Origin of the sequence: Lelliottia nimipressuralis (assembly GCF_004115925.1) — a bacterium.
Taxonomy (GTDB): domain Bacteria; phylum Pseudomonadota; class Gammaproteobacteria; order Enterobacterales; family Enterobacteriaceae; genus Enterobacter; species Enterobacter nimipressuralis.
The window spans coordinates 185,288-207,999 of the sequence record NZ_SDDX01000002.1 but is presented as its reverse complement, the minus strand read 5'-3'; the positions used below and the strand labels follow the sequence as shown (position 1 = coordinate 207,999).

Below are 22,712 nucleotides of genomic sequence, written 5' to 3'. Positions count from 1 at the left end.
CCTGAATATCCACCTTCCAGCGTTGCAGAGCCTGCCCATGAGTTATCAGGTGTTAGCCCGAAAGTGGCGACCCCAAACCTTCGCTGACGTCGTCGGCCAGGAACATGTGCTGACCGCCCTGGCGAACGGTTTATCGCTAGGACGCATCCATCACGCGTATCTTTTCTCCGGCACGCGCGGCGTCGGTAAAACCTCTATTGCCCGTTTGCTGGCAAAAGGCCTCAACTGCGAAACCGGGATCACCGCTACACCTTGTGGTGTGTGTGATAACTGCCGGGAGATCGAGCAGGGGCGTTTTGTCGATCTCATCGAAATCGATGCCGCGTCGCGCACTAAGGTCGAAGATACCCGCGATCTGCTGGATAACGTGCAGTACGCGCCGGCGCGTGGTCGCTTCAAGGTCTATCTGATCGATGAAGTCCACATGCTGTCGCGCCACAGTTTTAACGCCCTGCTGAAAACGCTGGAAGAGCCGCCATCGCACGTTAAATTCCTGCTGGCGACGACCGATCCGCAAAAACTGCCGGTCACGATCCTGTCGCGCTGTCTGCAGTTCCATCTGAAGGCGCTCGACGTCGATCAGATCCGCGCGCAGCTCGAACACATTCTCGATGAAGAGAAGATCACTCACGAACCGCGTGCGCTGCAACTGCTGGCCCGCGCGGCGGATGGCAGTCTGCGTGACGCATTAAGTCTGACCGATCAGGCGATTGCCAGCGGCGATGGCCAGCTCTCGACCGAGGCGGTGAGCACCATGCTCGGCACCCTCGACGACGATCAGGCCCTGTCGCTGATTGAAGCCATCATCGAAGCCAACGGTGAACGCGCCATGTCTCTGGTGAACGTCGCGGCCTCTCGCGGCGTGGAGTGGGAAGCTCTGCTGGTCGAAATGCTGGCGCTGCTGCATCGCGTGGCGATGCTGCAACTTTCCCCGTCGGCGATCGGCGCTGACATGGCGACGATTGAACAGCGAATGCGTGAGCTTGCGCGCACGGTTCCACCGGCTGACGTACAGCTTTACTACCAGACGTTACTGATTGGCCGCAAAGAGCTGCCTTTCGCACCAGACCGCCGCATGGGCGTCGAAATGACGCTGCTGCGTGCGCTGGCGTTCCATCCGCGAATGCCGCTGCCCGAGCCTGAAGTGCCGCGACAATCCTACGCCCCCGTCGCACCGACGGCGGTGATGACGCCGCCACCGATGCCGCAGCACGCAGCGCCACCGCCTGGGCCGGACGTTCCGCTGCCGGATGCCACCAGTTCGGTGCTCGCCGCGCGCAGTCAGCTACAGCGTGCGCAGGGAGCAACCAAACCAAAAAAGAGTGAACCGGCAGCGCCAGGAAGAGCGCGGCCGGTTAACAACGCCGCACTCGAACGACTGGCATCGGTAACGGAGCGCGTCCAGTCGCGCCCGTCACCGTCGGCGCTCGAACAAAAAGCCCCGGCGAAGAAAGAGGCTTACCGCTGGAAAGCGACGACCATCACCGAAGAGGTGAAGGTAGAAGTCGCCACGCCAAAAGCGCTGAAGAAAGCGCTGGAGCATGATAAAACGCCGGAGCTTTCCGCGAAGCTTGCGGCGGAATCCCTTGAGCGTGACGCCTGGGCCGCTGAGGTCAGCCAGTTAAAGCTGCCGAAACTGGTCGAGCAGGTCGCGCTCAACGCCTGGAAAGAGCAGGATGGAAATCATATCTGTCTGCATCTGCGTCCGGGCCAGCGCCATCTCAATTCTGCCAGCGCGCAGCAGGTTCTGGCGGAGGCGCTCTCCACATTACAGGGCGCGCCGGTTGAATTGACTATCATTGAAGATGATAATCCGGCGATGCGCACGCCGCTGGAGTGGCGTCAGGCCATTTATGAAGAGAAGCTCGCGCAGGCGCGCGAGTCGATTATTGCGGATAACAACATCCAGACCCTGCGCCGTTTCTTCGACGCCGATCTGGATGAAGAGAGTATCCGTCCCATTTGACCGTGAGTCAGACTCCCGGTCGTTGTCCTTAACGTGACTACTTAAGAGAGAAGCCTATGTTTGGTGGTAAAGGCGGTCTGGGTAACCTGATGAAACAGGCCCAGCAGATGCAAGACAAAATGCAGAAAATGCAGGAAGAGATCGCACAGCTGGAAGTCACTGGCGAATCCGGTGCAGGTCTGGTCAAAGTGACCATCAACGGCGCGCATAACTGCCGTCGCGTGGAAATTGACCCAAGTCTGCTCGAAGACGACAAAGATATGCTGGAAGATCTGGTCGCTGCCGCATTTAACGATGCCGCGCGCCGTATCGACGAAACCCAGAAAGAGAAAATGGCCTCTGTCTCCTCCGGGATGCAGCTGCCGCCAGGCTTTAAGATGCCGTTCTGATGCAAACCAGTCCGCTGCTCACGCAGTTAATGGAAGCGTTGCGCTGCCTGCCGGGCGTTGGCCCGAAATCAGCGCAACGCATGGCGTTTACGCTTTTACAGCGCGACCGCAGCGGCGGGATGCGCCTGGCGCAGGCACTCACCCGCGCCATGTCGGAAATCGGTCACTGTGCGGACTGCCGTACCTTTACCGAGCAGGATGTGTGCAATATCTGTTCGAACCCGCGTCGTCAGGAAAACGGCCTGATTTGCGTGGTGGAGAGTCCGGCGGACATCTACGCCATAGAGCAAACCGGGCAGTTTTCGGGCCGCTATTTCGTGCTGATGGGCCATCTCTCTCCGCTGGATGGCATTGGCCCTGACGATATCGGTCTCGATCGCCTTGAGCAGCGTCTGGAAGCCGAGACGTTGACCGAAGTGATCCTCGCCACCAACCCGACGGTGGAAGGCGAAGCGACCGCGAACTACATCGGTGAACTGTGCGCGCAGTACGGCGTGCAGGCCAGTCGAATCGCCCACGGCGTGCCGGTTGGCGGTGAGCTGGAAATGGTGGACGGCACCACGCTGTCTCACTCTCTGGCTGGTCGTCACAAGCTTATTTTCTGACCAAACGGAGGCTGGAACCCTGGCCTCCGCTTGAAATTCTTCCCCGCTATCCCCATCTCACTCTCAACGTGTTCAAACCCCATTAAATGGCATTGTTGAGGTCGATCTAGATGAAAGGACAAGAAACCCGTGGTTTCCAGTCAGAAGTAAAACAGCTTCTGCACCTGATGATCCATTCCCTGTATTCCAATAAAGAAATCTTCCTGCGTGAGCTTATCTCGAACGCCTCAGATGCGGCGGACAAACTGCGTTTTCGCGCGCTGTCCAACCCGGATCTGTATGAAGGTGACGGCGAGCTGCGCGTGCGCGTCTCTTTTGACAAAGAAAACCGCACCCTGACCATTGCCGACAACGGTATTGGTATGAACCGCGACGAGGTGATCGATCATCTCGGGACCATCGCGAAATCGGGCACCAAATCCTTCCTTGAGTCCATGGGCTCCGATCAGGCGAAAGACAGCCAGCTGATCGGCCAGTTCGGCGTGGGCTTCTACTCCGCCTTTATCGTGGCCGACAAAGTGACCGTGCGCACCCGTGCAGCGGGCGATAGCGCAGAAAACGGCGTGTTCTGGGAATCTCACGGTGAAGGTGAATACACCGTTGATGACATCACCAAAGCCGATCGCGGGACCGAGATCACCCTGCATCTGCGCGAAGGCGAAGACGATTTCCTGAATGACTGGCGCGTGCGCTCTATTATCGGCAAATACTCCGACCACATCGCGCTGCCGGTAGAGATCGAAAAAACCGAAGAAGTCGACGGCGAAACCGTAGTTTCATGGGAAAAAATTAACAAAGCCCAGGCGCTGTGGACGCGTAACAAGTCTGAGATTAAAGACGACGAATATAACGAATTTTACAAGCACATCGCCCACGACTTTACCGATCCGCTGACCTGGAGCCACAACCGCGTGGAAGGGAAGCAGGAGTACACCAGCCTGCTGTACATCCCGGCCCAGGCGCCGTGGGATATGTGGAACCGCGATCACAAGCACGGCCTGAAGCTGTACGTGCAGCGCGTGTTCATCATGGACGACGCTGAGCAGTTCATGCCGAACTACCTGCGCTTTGTGCGTGGTCTGATAGATTCCAACGATCTGCCGCTGAACGTCTCTCGTGAAATCCTGCAGGACAGCACCGTCACGCGTAACCTGCGTAACGCTCTGACCAAACGCTCCCTGCAGATGCTTGAGAAACTGGCGAAAGACGACGCTGAAAAATACCAGACCTTCTGGAAACATTTCGGCCTGGTGCTGAAAGAAGGCCCGGCGGAAGATTCGTCGAACGTGGAAGCCATCGCCAAACTGCTGCGTTTCGCCTCTACGCACACTGACTCTTCCGAGCAGACGGTCTCTCTCGAAGAGTATGTGTCCCGCATGAAAGAAGGGCAGGAGAAGATCTACTACATCACCGCAGACAGCTATGCCGCCGCGAAGAGCAGCCCGCATCTGGAACTGCTGCGTAAGAAAGGCATCGAAGTCCTGCTGCTTTCCGACCGCATCGATGAGTGGATGATGAACTACCTGACCGAGTTCGACGGTAAGTCCTTCCAGTCCGTGGCGAAAGCTGACGAATCTATCGACAAGCTGGCGGATGAAGTGGACGAAACGGCGAAAGAGGCGGAAAAGGCGCTGGAGCCATTCGTTGAGCGTGTGAAAACCCTGCTGGGCGATCGCGTGAAAGAGGTACGTTTCACCCACCGTCTGACCGATACTCCGGCGATTGTGACCACCGATGCGGATGAAATGGGCACTCAGATGGCGAAACTGTTCGCCGCTGCGGGCCAGGCGATCCCGGAAGTGAAATACATCTTTGAACTGAACCCGGATCACCCGCTGGTTAAACGCGCGGCGGATACCCAGGACGAAACGCAGTTTAAAGAGTGGGTTGAGCTGCTGCTGGATCAATCCCTGCTGGCCGAGCGCGGCACGCTGGAAGATCCAAACCTGTTCATCAAACGTGTGAATGCGCTGTTGATGGCGTAATCACCCGGCCTCCCCTGGTCTTCTCCCTCTCCCCGAGGGAAAGGGCCAGGGTGAGGGCACCAAACCGCACTAACCAAAATAATCTCCCCCGTTAACCGTTTCAGCCGTCCCGCCTTCCTTGAGCGATACCCGTTCTGATGGTATTGTTTAGCGCTTTTTGAAATATTGAACCAACTTTTGAGGGGATTTTCGCAATGCGTATTATTCTGCTTGGCGCTCCGGGCGCGGGTAAAGGAACTCAGGCTCAGTTCATCATGGAGAAATACGGTATTCCGCAAATCTCTACGGGTGACATGCTGCGTGCCGCTGTTAAATCTGGCTCCGAGCTGGGCAAACAAGCGAAAGACATTATGGACGCGGGCAAACTGGTGACTGATGAACTGGTTATCGCACTGGTAAAAGAACGCATCACTCAGGAAGATTGCCGCAACGGTTTCCTGCTGGACGGCTTCCCGCGTACTATTCCGCAGGCTGACGCCATGAAAGAAGCGGGCATCAACGTGGATTACGTTCTGGAATTCGACGTGCCTGACGAACTGATCGTTGACCGCATCATCGGTCGTCGCGTTCACGCTGCTTCCGGCCGCGTTTACCACATCAAATTCAATCCACCGAAAGTGGAAGGCAAAGACGACGTGACCGGCGAAGAGCTGACCACGCGTAAAGACGATCAGGAAGAGACCGTGCGTAAACGCCTGGTGGAATACCATCAGATGACCGCGCCACTGATCGGCTACTATTCGAAAGAAGCGCAGTCCGGTAACACCAAATACGCGAAAGTTGACGGCACCAAAGCCGTGGCTGACGTGCGCGCAGAGCTGGAAAAAATCCTCGGCTAATGTGCGATTTATCCGGCCTGCTTAGAATTCTGTAGGCCGGATAGGCGTTTACGCCACCCTCCGACAATCCCCGCTCCACCTATTGCTGCAATGGGTTCCGTTTCCCCGCTTTTCAGTTACAATCATTAGCTATTCAAATGGTTAAGAGGCGTGAATGAGTCAGGCGAAAACCGGCATCCTGCTTGCCAATCTGGGCACTCCAGAAGCACCTACCCCTGCGGCAGTTAAACGTTATCTGCGACAGTTTTTAAGCGACTCCCGCGTGGTGGATACGCCAAAATTGCTGTGGTGGCCGCTGTTGCGCGGTGTCATTCTGCCGATTCGTTCCCCCCGTGTGGCTAAACTCTACCAGTCGGTGTGGATGGAAGAGGGCTCGCCGCTGATGGTCTACAGCCGTCGTCAGGAAAAAGCGCTGGCCGCCCGTTTACCGGATATGCCCGTCGCCCTCGGAATGAGCTATGGCAAACCGTCGCTGGAAAGCGCGGTCGACGAACTGCTTTCGCAGGACGTGGATCATATCGTGGTGCTGGCCCTCTATCCGCAATACTCCTGCTCGACGGTGGCCGCCGTCTGGGACGAACTGGCGCGCATTCTTGCCACCCGTCGCCGCATTCCAGGTATTACCTTTATCCGCGATTACGCCGAAAACGAGCTGTATATCGCGGCGCTGGTCAGCAGTGCGCGCGCCTCGTTTGAAAAACACGGCGAGCCGGATCTGCTGCTGCTCTCCTACCACGGTATTCCGCAGCGGTACGCCGATGAAGGCGATGACTATCCACAGCGCTGTCGCGACACCACCCGCGAGCTGGTTTCTGCTCTCGGACTGCCGCCGGAAAAGGTGATGATGACCTTCCAGTCGCGCTTTGGCCGTGAGCCGTGGCTGACGCCATACACCGATGAAACGCTCAAAATGCTGGGCGAGAAGGGCGTGAAACATGTTCAGGTGATGTCGCCGGGCTTCTCGGCGGACTGCCTCGAAACCCTGGAGGAGATCGCGGTACAAAACCGGGAGTTCTTCCTCGAAGCAGGCGGCACGAAGTATGAATATATTCCGGCACTTAATGACTCCCCGGAACATATTGAGATGATGGCGGCGCTGGTGACCGGCAGCCGCTAATCGCGTATTGGGCCGGGTTTGTGCTACCATTTCCGGCCCAATAGTCACTCGCAGCCCTGATCATGAAATTTCCCGGTAAACGCAAGTCCAAACACTATTTCCCCGTCAACGCCCGCGATCCGCTGCTGCAACAAATTCAGCCGGTCAAAGAAACTAACGCAGCCTGGGTGGTCGGTATCGATCAGACGCTGGTGGATATCGAAGCAAAAGTGGATGATGCGTTTGTCGCACGTTATGGGCTGAGTTCCGGGCATTCGCTGGTGATCGAAGATGATGTTGCCGAAGCCCTGTATCAGGAGCTGGTGCGCGAAAACCTGATCACTCACCAGTTTGCCGGTGGCACCATCGGCAATACCATGCACAACTACTCGGTGCTGGCCGATGACCGCTCCGTCTTACTGGGCGTCATGTGCCGTAATATCGAAATCGGTGGCTACGCCTACCGCTACCTCTGCAACACCTCCAGCCGCACCGATCTGAACTACCTGCAGGGCGTCGATGGGGCCATTGGCCGCTGTTTTACGCTGATCAGCGACGCCGGCGAGCGAACCTTTGCCATCAGCCCTGGGCACATGAACAAACTGCGCGCGGAAAGTATTCCGGAAGAGGTGATTGCCGGTGCCTCCGCGCTGGTGCTTACCTCCTATCTGGTACGCTGCAAGCCCGGCGAACCGATGCCGGAAGCGACCATGAAGGCGGTGGAGTATGCGAAGAAATACAACGTGCCGGTGGTGCTGACGCTGGGTACCAAGTTTGTGATCGCCGATAACCCGGAGTGGTGGCAGGCGTTCCTGAAAGAGCACGTCTCGATTCTGGCGATGAACGAAGAAGAGGCTGAAGCCCTGACGGGTGAAAGCGACCCGCTGCTGGCCGCCGATAAGGCGCTGGACTGGGTAGACCTGGTGCTCTGCACCGCAGGCCCGATCGGGCTGTTTATGGCCGGGTTTACCGAAGAAGAGAACAAACGCAAAACCCAGCACCCGCTGCTACCGGGGGCGATTGCCGAGTTCAACCAGTACGAGTTCAGCCGCGCGATGCGCCACAAAGATTGCGTGAATCCGCTGCGTATTTTCTCGCACATTGCCCCGTACATGGGCGGACCCGAGAAGATCATGAACACCAATGGCGCAGGCGATGGCGCGCTGGCCGCCCTGCTGCACGACATCACTGCGAACGCCTATCATCGCACCAACGTCCCTAATTCGAGCAAACACCAGTTGAACTGGCTGACCTATTCGTCGCTGGCGCAGGTGTGTAAGTACGCGAACCGCGTGAGCTATCAGGTGCTGAATCAGCACTCCCCGCGCTTAACGCGTGGCTTGCCGGAACGGGAAGACAGTCTGGAAGAGTCGTACTGGGATCGTTGATGGTTTCCCTCGCCCTGGCGGTGAGGGAAGATTGTTCCCCCTCTCGCGTAGAGAGGGGGCAGAACGAAGACGTTTAACCCGTTACCGCCTCTTCAATTGGTGGCTTCTCAATCAATGTAATCATGGTATTGGCAATCTCACGTTCGCCCATCACCACCTGATTCGCCCCGCGTTCGGTAATGTATTCCACTTCATCGTCATAATGCGCGCGAGCAATGATCTCGATAGTCGGGCACTTCTCCCGTGCCTTGGTCACGATTTCACCCGCCTCGTAGCCGTTCGGAATGGTCAGCAGCAGCCAGCGCGCACAGTCGAGATGCGCCAGATTCATAATCTCTTCGTTCGCCGCATTACCCAGCACCGCGCGGATGCCGCGTGCGCGCAGCTCATCCACACGGGTGCGTGACGTTTCAATCACCACCAGCGGAATGCCCTGCGCCATCAATTTCTCACCGAGCAGACTCCCGACGCGGCCAAAGCCGACCAGCAGAGCGTGGTTGCAGATATCCACCGGGATCTGCTTCTCTTCTTCAATTGCTTCTTCCAGCGTCTGCTCTTCCAGCGTTTCGGTTTTATCGAGGTATTTCTCAAGCAGGGCAAACAGCACCGGGTTGAGCATAATGGAGAGGATCGCTCCCGCCAGCACCAGGTTCTGCCCGGCCTGTGGCAGCAAGTTCAGCGCCATGCCGAGGCTTGCCAGGATAAAGGCAAACTCACCAATCTGCGCCAGGCTTGCGGCGATGGTGAGCGCGGTGCGCGGTGAGTGGCCGAACAATCTGACCAGGCCGAATGCCACCACGGATTTACCGAAGATAATAATCGCCAGTGTGCCCAGCACGGCCAGCGGCTGCTCGATCAGGATTAGCGGATCAAACAGCATGCCGACAGAGACGAAGAACAGCACCGCAAACGCATCACGCAACGGCAGCGTATCGTGCGCCGCGCGGTGGCTCAGCTCGGATTCGTTCAGCACCATACCTGCGAAGAACGCACCCAGCGCAAAGGAGACGTCAAACAGCTCGACGGCACCGAAGGCGATACCGAGCGCCAGGGCCAGCACCGACAGCGTAAACAGTTCGCGAGAGCCGGTAGCGGCGCTGCGGGAGAGGATCCACGGCACCAGACGGCGGCCCACCAGCATCATAATGGCGATAAAGGCGACCACTTTGCCGATGGTAATGCTCATATCCAGCGTCAGCGTGGCAAAGCCGACGTTATCTTGTTCAACCATACCGGCGACGGCAGGCAGCAGAACCAGCGTCAGGACCATCACCAGATCTTCAACAATCAGCCAGCCGATGGCGATTTGCCCGCGCTGGCTGTCTATCAGTTGCCTCTCCTCAAGCGCGCGCAGCAGCACCACGGTACTGGCGGTTGAGAGACACAGCCCGAATACAATACCGGTCATCAGCGACCAGCCAAGCAGAGCGGAAAGCGCCATCCCCAGCAACGTCGCCACGCCTATCTGGGCGATTGCGCCGGGTATGGCGATATGCTTTACCGCCATCAAATCCTTCAGGGAGAAGTGCAGGCCCACGCCGAACATCAGCAGAATCACGCCTAATTCCGCCAGTTCAGGAGCCAGTTTGGTATCCGCAACAAAACCCGGCGTAAACGGACCCGCCAGCACACCCGCTAATAAATAGCCCACGAGAGGAGAAATACGTAATTTGTTGGCGATCATGCCAAGGATAAAAGCGAGCACAAGTCCACCTACAATGGTGGTGATAAGCGGTGTGGCGTGATGCATTCCGTCTCCTTTCGTCGTGGGGTGTTCCATTTTTGGCGTAAAAACCAAAAAGCCGATTAATAGTTTATGACAATTTCGGCCATTATGTTTATGAATAATTGTTGAAATTTGAAGAAAACAGCAATAAGCGTTAAAAAAAGCAGATTAGGACAAATTACCGGAGGGATGAAGAGGAAAGCCTTATGGCAGTAGGTGAGAGGTGCGGCCAAAGTTTACTTTGACCGCAGAGAAACTACGCCTTATGGCGATAATCAGGCAGGAATATGGTCAGTATCCCCAGAAGTGGCAGGAAAGCACAGATTTTATAGACCAGGAAGATGCTCGTATGGTCTGCAACCAGCCCCAGCACAGCTGCACCAAGGCCTCCCATCCCAAACGCAAATCCGAAAAACAGCCCGGAAACCATGCCAATACGGCCCGGCATCAGCTCCTGAGCATACACCAGGATAGCGGAAAACGCGGACGCGAGGATAAAGCCAATGATCACGGTTAAAATCCCCGTCCATTCAAGGCTTGCATAGGGTAAAACAAGGGTAAAAGGCGCTACGCCGAGGATAGAGCCCCAAATCACATATTTACGTCCAATTTTATCACCCACAGGGCCGCCAATGACGGTTCCCGCCGCAACCGCGAACAGGAAAGCAAACAGGTGGAACTGGGCGTTTTGCACCGATAATCCGAATTTCTCCATCAGATAAAAGGTGTAATAGCTGCTGATGCTCGCCATATAGAAGTATTTCGAGAAAATCAGCACCAGCAGGATACTCACCGCCAGAATAACCTTATCGCGCGGAAGCGGATTGATAATCACGGCTTTAGGTTTCCCTTTGTTTACCCGATGCTGAGCCGCGTACCAGCGGCTGATCTGGATCAGCACCACGATGGCCAGCAGCGCCGCGAGGACGAACCACGCAACGTTACCTTTCCCGTAGGGGGCAATGACCACGGCGGCCAGCAAAGGGCCGAGGGAGCTGCCAAAATTGCCGCCGACCTGGAACAGGGATTGCGCCAGCCCATGACGTCCACCTGACGCCATACGCGCAACGCGCGAGGACTCCGGATGGAAGACCGACGAACCGGTACCCACCAGCGCCGCAGCCAGCAGCACCATCTCAAAGCTTCCTGCCAGCGCCAGCAGCACCAGCCCGCTCAGGGTAAAGCACATGCCAATAGGCAGCGACCACGGCATCGGATATTTATCCGTCCAGTAGCCGACTACCGGCTGAAGCAGGGACGACGCCATCTGGAAGGTCAGCGTAATCATCCCGATCTGCACGAAGGTTAATGAAAATTCTGACTGCAGCAGCGGATAGATCGCCAGAATCAGCGACTGAATCATATCGTTAAGCAGATGCGACAGACTGATGGCACCCAAAATACCAAATGCGGTGCGCGATTTCGGCGCGGACGCCGGAGTGCCCGTAACAGGCGGAGTCGATTCACTGATTGCCATAAATACCACGTCTATTTTTAGGAGAAGTGCAGGATGTCATTATTATCCCGCTAACATACCTGTGCGCGAGATTTGAAGAAAGTCGCAATTCTGAAAACATATTTGTCTATTCTTCTTACTCATTGTAATTTTTGCGTTTGTCTTTTGGTCAGGGAGCGAGAATATGAAGTTAATGAAGCGAGGCGTCGCACTGGCGCTGATAGCCGCATGGGCGCTGGCAAGCCAGCCTGCACAGGCGTACGAAAAAGATAAAACCTATAAAATAACCATTCTCCATACCAACGATCACCACGGCCATTTCTGGCGTAGCGAATACGGCGAGTACGGTCTGGCCGCACAAAAAACGCTGGTGGACGGTATTCGTAAAGAGGTGGCGGCTGAGGGCGGCAGCGTCTTGTTGCTGTCTGGCGGCGATATCAACACCGGCGTGCCGGAATCCGATTTGCAGGACGCCGAGCCGGATTTCCGCGGCATGAATTTAATCGGCTATGACGCGATGGCCGTCGGTAACCATGAGTTTGATAACCCGCTAACCGTTCTGCGCCAGCAGGAAAAATGGTCCAAATTCCCGTTCCTCTCGGCCAATATTTATCAGAAGAGTACCGGCGAGCGCCTGTTTAAACCCTGGGCCTTGTTCAAACGAGAAGATCTGAAAATCGCGGTGATCGGGTTAACCACCGATGACACGGCGAAAATTGGTAATCCGGAATATTTCACGGATATTGAATTCCGCAAACCGGCTGACGAAGCGAAGCTGGTGATTCAGGAATTGAATCAAAACGAAAAACCAGACGTGATTATCGCCACCACCCATATGGGGCACTACGACAACGGCGAGCACGGCTCGAACGCGCCTGGCGACGTAGAAATGGCGCGCAGCCTGCCAGCAGGCTCGCTGGCGATGATTGTGGGTGGTCACTCACAAAACCCAGTGTGCATGGCATCGGAGAATAAAAAGCAGGTTGATTACGTGCCGGGCACACCGTGCGCACCGGATCGCCAGAACGGGATCTGGATTGTTCAGGCGCACGAGTGGGGCAAATACGTGGGGCGCGCAGATTTTGAATTCCGCAATGGCGAAATGAAAATGGTGCGCTACCAGCTGATCCCGGTGAACCTGAAGAAGAAAGTGACCTACGACGACGGGAAAAGTGAGCGCGTACTTTACACCCCGGAAATTGCTGAAAACGCCCAGATGCTGTCGCTGCTGACGCCATTCCAGAACAAAGGTAAAGCGCAGCTTGATGTGAAAATCGGTACGGTGAATGGCCGACTCGAAGGCGATCGCAGCAAGGTCCGCTTCGTGCAGACCAACATGGGCCGTCTGCTGCTGGCGGCACAAATGGCGCGCACCGGTGCTGATTTTGCCGTCATGAGCGGCGGCGGTGTGCGTGACTCCATCGACGGCGGCGATATTACCTACAAAGACGTGCTGAAGGTTCAGCCGTTCGGCAACATCGTGGTGTATGCGGACATGAGCGGAAAAGAGGTGATCGACTATCTCACCGCCGTTGCGCAAATGAAGCCGGACTCCGGGGCCTATCCGCAATTTGCTAACGTCAGCTTTACGGCTAAAAACGGCACGCTTAACGATCTGAAAATCAAAGGTGAGCCGGTCGATCCCGCTAAAACCTACCGCATGGCAACATTAAGCTTTAACGCTACGGGCGGCGACGGGTATCCGCATATCGACAACAAACCGGGCTACGTCAACACCGGCTTTATCGACGCCGAAGTGCTTAAGCAGTACATCCAGCAGAATTCTCCGCTGGATGTGAATGCCTACGAGCCGAAAGGCGAGGTGAGCTGGCAGTAACGGGCTATTTTGTTCGCCCTTTTTGAACTCGGGCAGCGTCCGGAATCCGTATGTACGATGTGTACGCGGGTTCCTGCGCTGTCAGGGTGTAGAGACTAAATTCACGCCTGAACGTTGGCCCGCTAAGGGGGCTGCGCGTTTAATCCCGGCGCGCAATATCCGCGAACGTCGCATCCAGCATCTTCGCCAGATCGCCCGCCGTCAGCTCAATATCCAGCCCGCGCTTACCGCCGGAAATGTAGATAGTGTCAAAGGTCTGCGACGGCGCATCAATCAATGTCGGCAGGCGTTTCTTCTGCCCGAGAGGGCTAATTCCACCCACCAGATAGCCGGTCGTGCGTTGCGCAACCATCGGATCGGCCATATCGACCTTTTTCGCGCCCAGCGCTTTGGCGACTTTCTTTAAATCCAGCTGACCGGCCACAGGCGTCACCGCCACGGCCAGGTGCTTCATATCACCGTTCACCGCCACCAGCAGCGTTTTATAGACCTGATCCGCGTTCAGGCCCAGCTTACGCACCACTTCGTCACCAAAGTTTGTCTCACTGGGGTCGTGATCGTAGATATGGATACGGAAAGGAATTTTGTTTTTTTCGAGTAATTTAACGGCGGGAGTCATAATGATCCTTCTTACCACAGACAATTTACGCGCTCAGCATACGCCTGACTGCTGTCTAAAAAATAGCACCATCTTGCGCAATAGTATTGGCAGTGATGGTTACTTTGAGCGACAATCGGCTCTGACCGAAGGTCTCCTTCGGCATAATAATAACGATGAAATTCCTCTTTGACGGGCCAATAGAAATATTGGCCATTTTTTTTATTTCAACAGTGACGGCAAATTCCCTTCGCCATACAAATGCAGCGCCCCCACGGCCACCACGTAACGCCCGGCGGGCAGAGCCTGCAACGTTTCTCGCCAGGCCTGATTGCGCTCATGCATCAGCACATCGTACAGCGATTCGCTGAAGGTCGAGGGCAGTTCCAGCTTGCCGTTAGTCGGCGGCGTCTCCAGCCACCAGCTGATCATCATCTGCAACAGACGCGCGTTGGTGTGCCAGTGGGTAAGGGTATCATCCAGCAGCAGCAGGCCATCCTCAGGAAGCTGGCGCAAAAGAGCAACCTGACTGTCGGCGCCCTCCAGCTCAATAATGGCAAGATTACGCGCACGCGCGGCGTTGAGGAGCTGGTAGTCGATACCGTACTCCCCGCGCAAACCCAGTCGTTGAGCCTGCGTCGCCTGCAATACCATGGCGATTTGCCACAGGGGCTGCGTTTCCAGAAGGGATAAAGAAAGCCCCAGCTCATCGGCCACACGTTCAAGCTCGGCGCGCTGCGATTCGTTGAGACGCTCGCTCAGCGGCGGCGGGATATCGAGATTGGCGAACGGCGATTCGCTGCCGGAAATATCGGCTTCGACGATCAGCGCATCGGCTTTGCGCAACAGTTGTACCAGTGCCGGTGGCAGCGGCGACATATCGCGCGTGCCCATATGGATACTGCCGACCAGGTGCAGATGCTGCCCGCCCGGGAGTGAAATATCCAGCCCCGGCCAGGGATAGCGGCGGGGAAACAAAGCGCGGAAGGTGGTTTTTATACGACTAAACAGACTCATACGCGCTCCATTGATGGAAAAGTTCATGCTAGCGCGTGGTGGCTGAAGGTGCAACTCCAGGCCGGGTAGGGCGAAGCCGCCACCCGGCCTGCAGGTTTACTCTTTCGGTTTGAAGCGCAGCAACCGGTTCGCGTTGCTGACCACGGTAATGGACGAGAGCGCCATTGCTGCCCCGGCGACGACCGGGTTGAGCAAGGTGCCGGTCAGCGGCCACAGGATCCCGGCGGCAATCGGGATGCCGAACGCGTTGTAGATAAACGCACCGAGCAGATTTTGCTTCATGTTGCGCAGCGTGGCTTTCGAAATCGCCAGCGCATCGGCAACACCCAACAGGCTATGGCGCATCAGGGTAATCGCCGCCGTCTCAATCGCCACATCGCTCCCGCCGCCCATAGCGATGCCGACATCCGCCTGCGCCAGTGCGGGGGCGTCGTTGATGCCGTCGCCGACCATCGCCACCTGTCGGCCCTGACGTTGCAGTTTGATAATCGCATCGGCTTTGCCATCTGGCAGCACGCCCGCGATCACCTCGTCTATACCTGCTTCTTTGGCAATGGCGTTGGCAGTGGTCGGGTTGTCGCCGGTGAGCATCACCAGACGATAGCCAGCCTGATGCAGACGTTTCAGCGCGGCCACGCTGTCGGCCCGCAGCGGATCGCGGATAGCGAACAGCGCTGCCGCTTTACCCTCGACCGCCAACAGCACCGGCGTAGCGCCCTGAGAGGCCTGGGCGGTTAATTCATCGTTCAGCGCAGCGGTATCAATGCCGTTTTCGTTGAGCAGTGCCTGATTACCAAGCAGCAGTGTGTGGCCATCGACTTCACCGCTGACCCCCAGCCCGCGCAGGGTGCGGAAGTTATTCACCTGCGGCAATGCTGCGTGACCGGCTTTCTCGAGAATCGCTCTCGCCAGCGGATGGCTGGAGCCTTGTTCAAGCGCGGCGGCCAGACGTAAGGCATCTTCTTGCGTAACACCGACGGTTTTCACCGCCACGACCTGCGGTTTGCCTTCGGTGAGGGTGCCTGTTTTATCAAACACCAGCGTGTCGAGCGTGCTGGCGCGTTGGAGGGCATCGGCGTCGCGAACCAACACACCAAACTCGGCGGCGCGACCAACGCCGGAAATAATCGACATCGGCGTCGCCAGTCCTAAAGCACACGGACAGGCGATGATCAGCACCGTGGTGGCGATGACCAGGGTGTAGACAATCTGCGGTGCCGGGCCAAAAACGTACCAGATGGCGGCGCTGAACAGCGCGATGCCGACCACCACGGGCACAAATATGGCGGAAATTTTATCGGCGAGCTGACCGATCTCCGGCTTGCTGCTTTGCGCCTGGCGCACCATGCGAATGATGCGAGAAAGCGTCGTATGACTCCCGACAGCACTGGCGCGGAAAAGCACGCTGCCGTCCTGCACCACCGTACCGGCATGGACTGCATCACCGGCGGATTTTTGCTGCGGCACCGGTTCGCCGGTCAGCATCGCTTCATCCAGCCAAGCTTCACCCTGAGTGATTTCACCGTCGACCGGCACGCGATCGCCCGTCGTTAAGCGCAGCGTCATGCCTGCCTGCACCTCGGCGAGCGGCAGGCTGATTTCACCCTCGTCCGTCACCACACGGGCCGACGGTGGCGTGAGATCAAGCAGACGTTCCAGCGCTTTGGACGACCGCTGGCGCGCGCGCGCTTCAAGCATATGGCCTAAGTTGATCAGACCAATAATCATCGCGCTCGCTTCGTAATAGAGATGGCGTGCTTCCATCGGGAACCACTGCGGCCAGACGTTCACGCTCATGGAGTAGAGCCACGCCGCGCCGGTGCCGAGGGCGACGAGTGTGTCCATCGTCGCGGTGCGGTTCTTGAGGCTCTTCCAGGCGCTGGTGTAGAAATGCCCACCGGCGAAGACCATCACACCAAGGGTGATCACACCAATCACCAGCCACAGCGTGCGGTTGTCGTCGGTGACCATCATGTTGTCGCCGAGCATTCCCCACACCATCACCGGAATACCGACCAGCAGAGCGACAATCGCCTGCCAGCGGAAGCGTTTCATGGTGGCGATGGCGGTCTCTTGCTGGCGTTCGCGGCGCTCGGCATCATCTTCAATGGCCTCTGCGCCGTAACCGGCTTTTTCCACCGCCTGCACTAATTCTGCGGCTGACGCACTGCCCATAATCAGCGCAGTGCGTTCCGCGAGGTTTACCCGCGCCTGTGAGACGCCCGGTACGGCCTGCAACGCATTCTGTACGCGGGAGACGCAGCTGGCACAGCTCATGCCGTTGATCAGCAGCTGTTGGCTGTCGTCAATATCATGGGCTGCCGGAAGCTCAGAAGTATCCGCTGTCAGTGCTTCCGACGGGGTTAATGACTCTGTCAGCGGATTAGCCTTTGGGTGGCTTAGCTCCGCCCCGTAACCTGCTTGTTTAACGGTATCGATCAGCGCGTCGGCGCTGGCGCTGCCGGTGACAACGGCGCTTTCGATCGTTACGTCTGCACTTTCAACGTCAGGACGTTGTTCAAGGCTCTCTTTGACACGTTTGACGCAGTGACCGCAGGTCAGGCCATCCAGCGTCAGGTTGATTGTGTGAGACATAGCAAAACTCCTGTATGATTATTCAGCCAACATACTCTTTCTGGAACAGTGTTATGAAGGTTAAACCTTCCATCAAGGGGAAGGTCAAGGGGGAAATGTGAATATCAGTGATGTGGCAAAAAAAACCGGGTTAACCAGCAAAGCGATTCGTTTTTACGAAGAGAAAGGGCTGGTCACGCCGCCGCTGCGCAGCGAAAACGGCTATCGCAGTTACACGCAGCTGCACCTCGAAGAACTCACGCTTTTACGCCAGGCCCGGCAGGTGGGGTTTAACCTTGAGGAGTGCGGTGAACTGGTCCATCTGTTCAACGATCCTAAACGGCACAGTGCCGATGTGAAAAAGAGAACTCTGGAAAAGGTCGCGGAAATCGAGCGCCATATCCTGGAGCTGCAGGCGATGCGTGAACAGCTGCTCTCACTCGCCGAATCTTGTCCGGGGGATGACAGCGCCGACTGTCCGATTATTGATAATCTTTCCGGCTGCTGCCATCGTAAGGCCAGCGTTTAACGGGCCTTCACCCGAAGCGTAATGCCTTCTACCGCGATGACTTCAATGCGAGTCCCTGCCACGAGGTCATCATCGGCGACCACTGGCCACGTGCTGTCACCGACACGAACATGTCCGCGCCCGTTAATTAACGTGGTATCCAGCGTATAGCGCTTACCCACCAGCTGTTGGCCGCGCTGATTGAGTGCGGCATCGGCAGGTTTTTGCTCGCGCACCTGGCGCGTCAGCCATCGATACCAGAGCCAGGCAGCGACCAGCGTCAGCAGGGCGAAGAGGGCGCCTTGCCACTCCCAGCCAAAAGGTGTGACCCAGACCAGCAGCCCAGTGATGACCGCCGCGACGCCGCTCCAGAGCAGATACCCGTTGCCGCCCAGCATCTCAGCCGCCAGCAACAGCCCGCCCAGGCTTAGCCAGAAAACATGAGGGTGTGCTGCAATCATCTCAATCATTTTTTGCGCTCATCTCCGCTATTCTTGATTAGCTCCGCGATCCCGGCGATAGAGCCCATCAGGCTGCTGGCTTCCAGCGGCATCATCACCACTTTGCTATTGTTGGCGGAGCCAATTTTCTGCAGCGCATCGGTGTATTTCTGCGCCACGAAGTAGTTAATTGCCTGGATATCACCGGCCGCGATGGCCTCGGACACCATCTGGGTAGCGCGTGCTTCTGCCTCGGCGGAACGTTCACGGGCTTCTGCCTGTAAGAAGGCCGACTGGCGTTCCCCTTCGGCTTTCAGAATTTGCGACTGTTTCTCCCCTTCGGCTTTCAGGATCTCTGCCTGACGCACCCCTTCGGCCTCAAGAATGTACGCACGTTTAGTTCGCTCGGCTTTCATCTGAGCGTTCATCGACGAAATCAGTTCTGCCGGTGGGCGCACGTCGCGGATTTCGATACGGGTGACTTTAATCCCCCACGGATTGGTCGCTTCATCAACGATATGCAGCAGGCGCGTATTGATGTTGTCGCGCTGGGAGAGCATTTCGTCCAGCTCCATCGACCCCAGTACCGTACGGATGTTGGTCATGGTCAGGTTGATAATCGCCAGCTCCAGGTTGCTGACCTCATAGGCGGCTTTTGGCGCGTCGATCACCTGAATAAAGCAAACGGCGTCGATGGTGACGTTGGCGTTGTCTCGGGAGATGATCTCCTGGGAAGGGATATCCAGCACCTGTTCCATCATGTTGATTTTACGGCCAATACGATCCATGAACGGGACGATAAGGCTCAGGCCTGGCTGGAGGGTGTTGGTATAACGGCCAAAACGTTCGACCGTCCACTGATAACCCTGGGGCACGATCTTTACGCCTGCCCCGACGATCACCAGCGCGACGAAAATAAGAATAGGGATGACGATCAACATGAAAACCTCCTGTTTTGCATTCCGTGGAGCAGCAAAAACTGCTCGTTTGTTGAACTTAAGTATATCGACTATTGCAGGGAAGTTCGCCTCCAATCCATTAACGTGGTTACAATATTGGAACGAAGCTGAATTAAAAAACGGGAAATAATATGAAGGATAATAATGCGCTTCTGGAACTCAGGAACGTGGGTTTTCGCGTGGGCGAAACCACGATATTGCAGCAGATTAGCTTCAACGTGCAGCCGGGAGAATTCAGGCTCATCACGGGCCCGTCTGGCTGCGGTAAAAGCACGTTGCTGAAGATTATCGCCTCACTCCTCAGCCCGACGGAAGGGCGAATTTTCTTTGAAGACAAGGACATCACGACGCTCACACCCGAGCATTATCGCCAGCAGGTCTCCTACTGCGTGCAAACGCCCTCGCTGTTTGGTGAGACGGTGTACGACAATCTGATCTTCCCCTGGCAGATCCGCGATAAAGCCCCCGAACCGGAAAAATTCATTGCCGATCTGGCGCGTTTTAGTCTGCCAGCGGAAACCCTGACAAAGTCCGTAAACGAACTTTCCGGCGGTGAAAAACAGCGCGTCTCGCTGATTCGTAATCTGCAGTTTCTGCCCAAAGTGCTGTTGCTGGATGAAGTGACCAGCGCCCTCGACGAAAACAACAAACGCAACGTGAATGAGATCATTCATCGCTACGCCAAAGAGAACAACATTGCGGTGCTGTGGGTAACGCACGACGCCGGTGAGATTGCCCACGCAGATGAGGTGATTACCCTTCAGCCACAGGGCGGGAAGATGAAGGAGGAGAACCGTGAACGAGCATAATATTACCAACGAATCACTGGCGCTTTCGATGGTGCTGGTCCTTGTGGCGATTCTGGTCAGCCATCGGGAGAAGCTCGGTCTGGAAAAGGACATTGTGTGGAGCATTTGTCGGGCGGTCATTCAGCTGATTATCGTCGGCTATGTGCTGAAGTATATTTTCAACGTCAACCACGCGGTGCTGACGCTGCTGATGGTGCTGTTTATCTGCTTTAACGCCGCGTGGAATGCGCAAAAACGCAGTAAATACATCGACAAGGCCTTTATCTCTTCGTTTATCGCCATTACCACCGGCACGGCGTTGACGCTGGCAGTGCTGGTGCTGTCGGGATCGATTGAATTTTCACCGATGCAGGTGATCCCGATTTCCGGGATGATTGCGGGTAACGCGATGGTGGCGGTGGGGTTGTGCTACAACAATCTCGGCCAGCGTTTTAGCAGCGAGCAGCAGCAGATCCAGGAGAAACTTAGCCTGGGAGCCACGCCAAAAACGGCGTCGGCGCGTTTGATCCGTGAGAGTATACGATCGTCGCTGATCCCAACGGTCGATTCGGCGAAAACGGTCGGGCTGGTGAGTTTACCGGGGATGATGTCCGGGCTGATTTTTGCCGGTATCGATCCCGTGAAAGCGATTAAGTATCAGATTATGGTGACGTTTATGCTGCTCTCGACGGCCAGCCTGTCGACCATTATCGCCTGCTATTTAACCTATCGAAAATTCTACAACTCGCGCCATCAGCTGGTGGTGACGCAATTGAAAAAAGCAGAGTAACGCGTAGGTGTGTTGCCGGGCAGCATGTCGCTTGCCCGGCTTTCAGACTGGATTAGTAGAGCAGGGCGTAAAGCTGGCGACGATACTTTGAGGCCAGCGCATCGCCGGTACCCAGTGCCGCCAGGATCTCCTGGAACATTTTACGTGCCTGGCCGTCAGCAGCCGCCAGATCCTTTTTCAGATGGCTAAACAGCAGCTCCAGCGCCTCTTCGTTACGGCCGACCTGATGAAGCTGTAACGCCAGCTGGCTGGCCAGCGCCGCATCGTCAGGGTTCTCGGCTACCTCCTGCTGCAACTGCTGGATTTCCGGCGTGTCAGCCGCCTGTTTCAGCAACTCAATTTGCGCTACCAGACCCTGATAACGGGTATCCTGATCCTGCAGCGGAATGGTTTTCAGCACCGCTTCAGCCTCTTCGGAACGATGCAGTTCGATCTGCGTCTGCGCCAGCAGCAGGCCAATCTGGCTGTCCTGGTTCGACATCTGCCACGCCTCTTTCAGCAGCGGCAGCGCTTCGTCGTGTTTGCCTTCCTGAATCAATGCCAGCGCCTGCTGCGCTTTCAGCTCCTCTTCGCGCGGCAGCACTTTATCGAGCAGGGCGCGAACCGCCTCTTCAGGCTGCGGGCCCTGGAAGCCATCTACGGGCTGACCATTCTGGAACAGATAGACGGTTGGAATGGCACGCAGACCAAACTGGGAGGCCACCATCTGTTCGGCGTCGCAGTCCAGTTTTGCCAGCAGGAACTGACCGTTGTACTGCGCCGCCAGGCTTTCCAGCACCGGCGTCAGCTCCAGACAGTGCTGGCTGCGCTCGGACCAAAAATAGAACAGCACAGGTTTGGTCATAGACACTTCGAGTGTCTGGTGCAGGTTCGCTTCAGTGATGTTGACAATATTCTGTACGGACATACGGCATTCTCTTTTATCAATTTGACAAATACATGGGGGATGAGGAGCGTGGCTTCAACTCAACCGCGTAAAATTTTATCCATCATACGCCCCGGCAGCAGACGTTTAAGCCAGCCCACGGCGTGGGTGACGAGTGTCACCGGATAGCGTATTTTCGGGCGATCGCTTTCAAAAGCATGGCGCACTTTGGTGACAACTGCCTCTGGTCCGAGGGTAAAGCGTGCGGCAATGCCAGGGTTTTCGACCGGATTGTCGGACTGGGTTTGATTTACGTTTTCTGTGAAACGGGTGCGAATCGGGCCAGGCTCAATCAGGCTGACCTTAATGCCGCTGTGGCGCAGCTCCATGCGTAAGGCATCTGACCAGGCTTCCAGCGCATATTTGCTGGCGGCATATGCCCCACGGCCCGGCGTGGAGATCAGGCCCATCACCGACGAGGTCATCACAATGCGGCCTTCTCCGTGGGGCAGCATCGCAGGCAACAGCGCCATGGTCAGCTGGTGGATGCCAAAAAAGTTGGTGGAAAACTGCTGCTCAAGCTGCTCGCGCGAGATGGTTTGCAGCGGGCCGTACACGCCAAAACCGGCGTTGTTAAACAGGCCGTACAGACGATTACCCGTCAGGGCGATCACTTCTGCGGCGGCGCGTTCAATGCTTTCCGGCGAGTCCAGATCCAGTAACACGCCCTGAAAACCTTTGCTGTTCATGCGTTCCACGTCTTCTTGTTTCCGGCATGCGGCGATTACCCAAAATCCCTGGCGCTTCAGTTCGAACGCGCTTTCAAGGCCAATTCCGCTGGAACATCCTGTAATTAAGACCGATTTTTGCATAACTTTACCTGTCA

At 56.5% G+C, this 22,712-nt stretch carries 20 protein-coding genes and 1 other annotated feature; of the genes, 11 read left to right on the top strand and 9 right to left on the bottom strand.

What is annotated here, in order from left to right; genetic code table 11:
- The first annotated feature begins 37 nt into the window (after positions 1 to 37).
- From dnaX to ETG88_RS03340, 7 genes are all read left to right on the top strand, one after another.
- Positions 38 to 1,966: a DNA polymerase III subunit gamma/tau gene (gene dnaX / locus ETG88_RS03370; protein ID WP_100777367.1), complete on the top strand. Its 1,929-nt coding sequence runs from the start codon at positions 38 to 40 to the stop codon at positions 1,964 to 1,966.
- Positions 1,296 to 1,360: a sequence feature (DnaX frameshifting element), on the top strand. (Overlaps the previous gene by 65 nt.)
- 56 nt (positions 1,967 to 2,022) lie before the next feature.
- Entirely contained in the window at positions 2,023 to 2,355 is a 333-nt protein-coding gene (locus ETG88_RS03365) for a YbaB/EbfC family nucleoid-associated protein (protein ID WP_052283815.1), read from the top strand.
- Positions 2,355 to 2,960 (top strand): recombination mediator RecR, encoded by a 606-nt coding sequence (gene recR, locus ETG88_RS03360; protein WP_129034607.1) that lies wholly within the window; start codon positions 2,355 to 2,357, stop codon positions 2,958 to 2,960. Before ETG88_RS03365 ends, recR begins: the two co-directional genes overlap by 1 nt.
- 110 nt (positions 2,961 to 3,070) lie before the next feature.
- Positions 3,071 to 4,945, top strand: coding sequence for a molecular chaperone HtpG (gene htpG, locus ETG88_RS03355; RefSeq protein ID WP_129034605.1), 1,875 nt, complete (start codon positions 3,071 to 3,073; stop codon positions 4,943 to 4,945).
- 194 nt (positions 4,946 to 5,139) lie between these two features.
- Positions 5,140 to 5,784: an adenylate kinase gene (gene adk / locus ETG88_RS03350; protein ID WP_100777364.1), complete on the top strand. Its 645-nt coding sequence runs from the start codon at positions 5,140 to 5,142 to the stop codon at positions 5,782 to 5,784.
- Between the two features lie 154 nt (positions 5,785 to 5,938).
- A complete protein-coding gene (gene hemH / locus ETG88_RS03345) occupies positions 5,939 to 6,901 on the top strand; it encodes a ferrochelatase (protein ID WP_102104267.1) in 963 nt (320 codons plus the stop codon).
- A 62-nt stretch (positions 6,902 to 6,963) separates the two neighbouring features.
- Positions 6,964 to 8,268: an inosine/guanosine kinase gene (locus ETG88_RS03340; protein WP_100777362.1), complete on the top strand. Its 1,305-nt coding sequence runs from the start codon at positions 6,964 to 6,966 to the stop codon at positions 8,266 to 8,268.
- A 73-nt stretch (positions 8,269 to 8,341) separates the two neighbouring features.
- On the opposite strand, the gene ybaL is transcribed toward ETG88_RS03340, so the two are convergent.
- Together ybaL and ETG88_RS03330 are read right to left on the bottom strand one after the other, a co-directional pair.
- Positions 8,342 to 10,018 carry a YbaL family putative K(+) efflux transporter gene (gene ybaL / locus ETG88_RS03335; protein ID WP_129034604.1) on the bottom strand — a complete coding sequence of 559 codons (1,677 nt, stop codon included), beginning with the start codon at positions 10,016 to 10,018 and terminating at the stop codon, positions 8,342 to 8,344.
- A gap of 232 nt (positions 10,019 to 10,250) precedes the next feature.
- Positions 10,251 to 11,471 (bottom strand): MFS transporter, encoded by a 1,221-nt coding sequence (locus tag ETG88_RS03330; RefSeq protein WP_100777360.1) that lies wholly within the window; start codon positions 11,469 to 11,471, stop codon positions 10,251 to 10,253.
- Between the two features lie 163 nt (positions 11,472 to 11,634).
- Between ETG88_RS03330 and ushA the strand changes: the two genes are divergently transcribed.
- Positions 11,635 to 13,287, top strand: a complete 1,653-nt coding sequence (gene ushA, locus ETG88_RS03325; RefSeq protein WP_102104266.1) for a bifunctional UDP-sugar hydrolase/5'-nucleotidase UshA — start codon at positions 11,635 to 11,637, stop codon at positions 13,285 to 13,287.
- A 139-nt stretch (positions 13,288 to 13,426) separates the two neighbouring features.
- On the opposite strand, the gene ybaK is transcribed toward ushA, so the two are convergent.
- From ybaK to copA, 3 genes are all read right to left on the bottom strand, one after another.
- Entirely contained in the window at positions 13,427 to 13,906 is a 480-nt protein-coding gene (gene ybaK / locus ETG88_RS03320; RefSeq protein ID WP_129034601.1) for a Cys-tRNA(Pro)/Cys-tRNA(Cys) deacylase YbaK, read from the bottom strand.
- Between the two features lie 201 nt (positions 13,907 to 14,107).
- The gene (locus ETG88_RS03315) at positions 14,108 to 14,902 is read right to left on the bottom strand and encodes a TraB/GumN family protein (RefSeq protein ID WP_129034599.1); all 795 of its coding nucleotides are present in this window, start codon (positions 14,900 to 14,902) and stop codon (positions 14,108 to 14,110) included.
- Between the two features lie 96 nt (positions 14,903 to 14,998).
- Positions 14,999 to 17,497: a copper-exporting P-type ATPase CopA gene (copA, locus tag ETG88_RS03310; RefSeq protein WP_129034597.1), complete on the bottom strand. Its 2,499-nt coding sequence runs from the start codon at positions 17,495 to 17,497 to the stop codon at positions 14,999 to 15,001.
- A 97-nt stretch (positions 17,498 to 17,594) separates the two neighbouring features.
- Here copA and cueR point away from each other — a divergent pair, with 97 nt between their 5' ends.
- Positions 17,595 to 18,005: a Cu(I)-responsive transcriptional regulator gene (cueR, locus tag ETG88_RS03305; protein WP_100777355.1), complete on the top strand. Its 411-nt coding sequence runs from the start codon at positions 17,595 to 17,597 to the stop codon at positions 18,003 to 18,005.
- On the opposite strand, the gene ETG88_RS03300 is transcribed toward cueR, so the two are convergent.
- Positions 18,002 to 18,454: an NfeD family protein gene (locus ETG88_RS03300; RefSeq protein ID WP_129034595.1), complete on the bottom strand. Its 453-nt coding sequence runs from the start codon at positions 18,452 to 18,454 to the stop codon at positions 18,002 to 18,004. The two genes, cueR and ETG88_RS03300, sit on opposite strands and share 4 nt — an antisense overlap.
- A complete protein-coding gene (locus tag ETG88_RS03295; RefSeq protein WP_100777353.1) occupies positions 18,451 to 19,365 on the bottom strand; it encodes an SPFH domain-containing protein in 915 nt (304 codons plus the stop codon). The genes ETG88_RS03300 and ETG88_RS03295 overlap by 4 nt, the downstream gene beginning before the upstream one ends.
- A gap of 149 nt (positions 19,366 to 19,514) precedes the next feature.
- Between ETG88_RS03295 and fetA the strand changes: the two genes are divergently transcribed.
- The gene (gene fetA, locus ETG88_RS03290; RefSeq protein WP_100777352.1) at positions 19,515 to 20,192 is read left to right on the top strand and encodes an iron efflux ABC transporter ATP-binding subunit FetA; all 678 of its coding nucleotides are present in this window, start codon (positions 19,515 to 19,517) and stop codon (positions 20,190 to 20,192) included.
- Positions 20,179 to 20,961 carry an iron efflux ABC transporter permease subunit FetB gene (gene fetB / locus ETG88_RS03285; protein WP_100777351.1) on the top strand — a complete coding sequence of 261 codons (783 nt, stop codon included), beginning with the start codon at positions 20,179 to 20,181 and terminating at the stop codon, positions 20,959 to 20,961. Before fetA ends, fetB begins: the two co-directional genes overlap by 14 nt.
- Before the next feature lie 52 nt (positions 20,962 to 21,013).
- On the opposite strand, the gene ETG88_RS03280 is transcribed toward fetB, so the two are convergent.
- Together ETG88_RS03280 and ETG88_RS03275 are read right to left on the bottom strand one after the other, a co-directional pair.
- Entirely contained in the window at positions 21,014 to 21,868 is an 855-nt protein-coding gene (locus ETG88_RS03280; protein ID WP_100777350.1) for a co-chaperone YbbN, read from the bottom strand.
- A gap of 59 nt (positions 21,869 to 21,927) precedes the next feature.
- The gene (locus tag ETG88_RS03275; protein ID WP_100777349.1) at positions 21,928 to 22,698 is read right to left on the bottom strand and encodes an SDR family oxidoreductase; all 771 of its coding nucleotides are present in this window, start codon (positions 22,696 to 22,698) and stop codon (positions 21,928 to 21,930) included.
- Positions 22,699 to 22,712 lie beyond the last annotated feature (14 nt).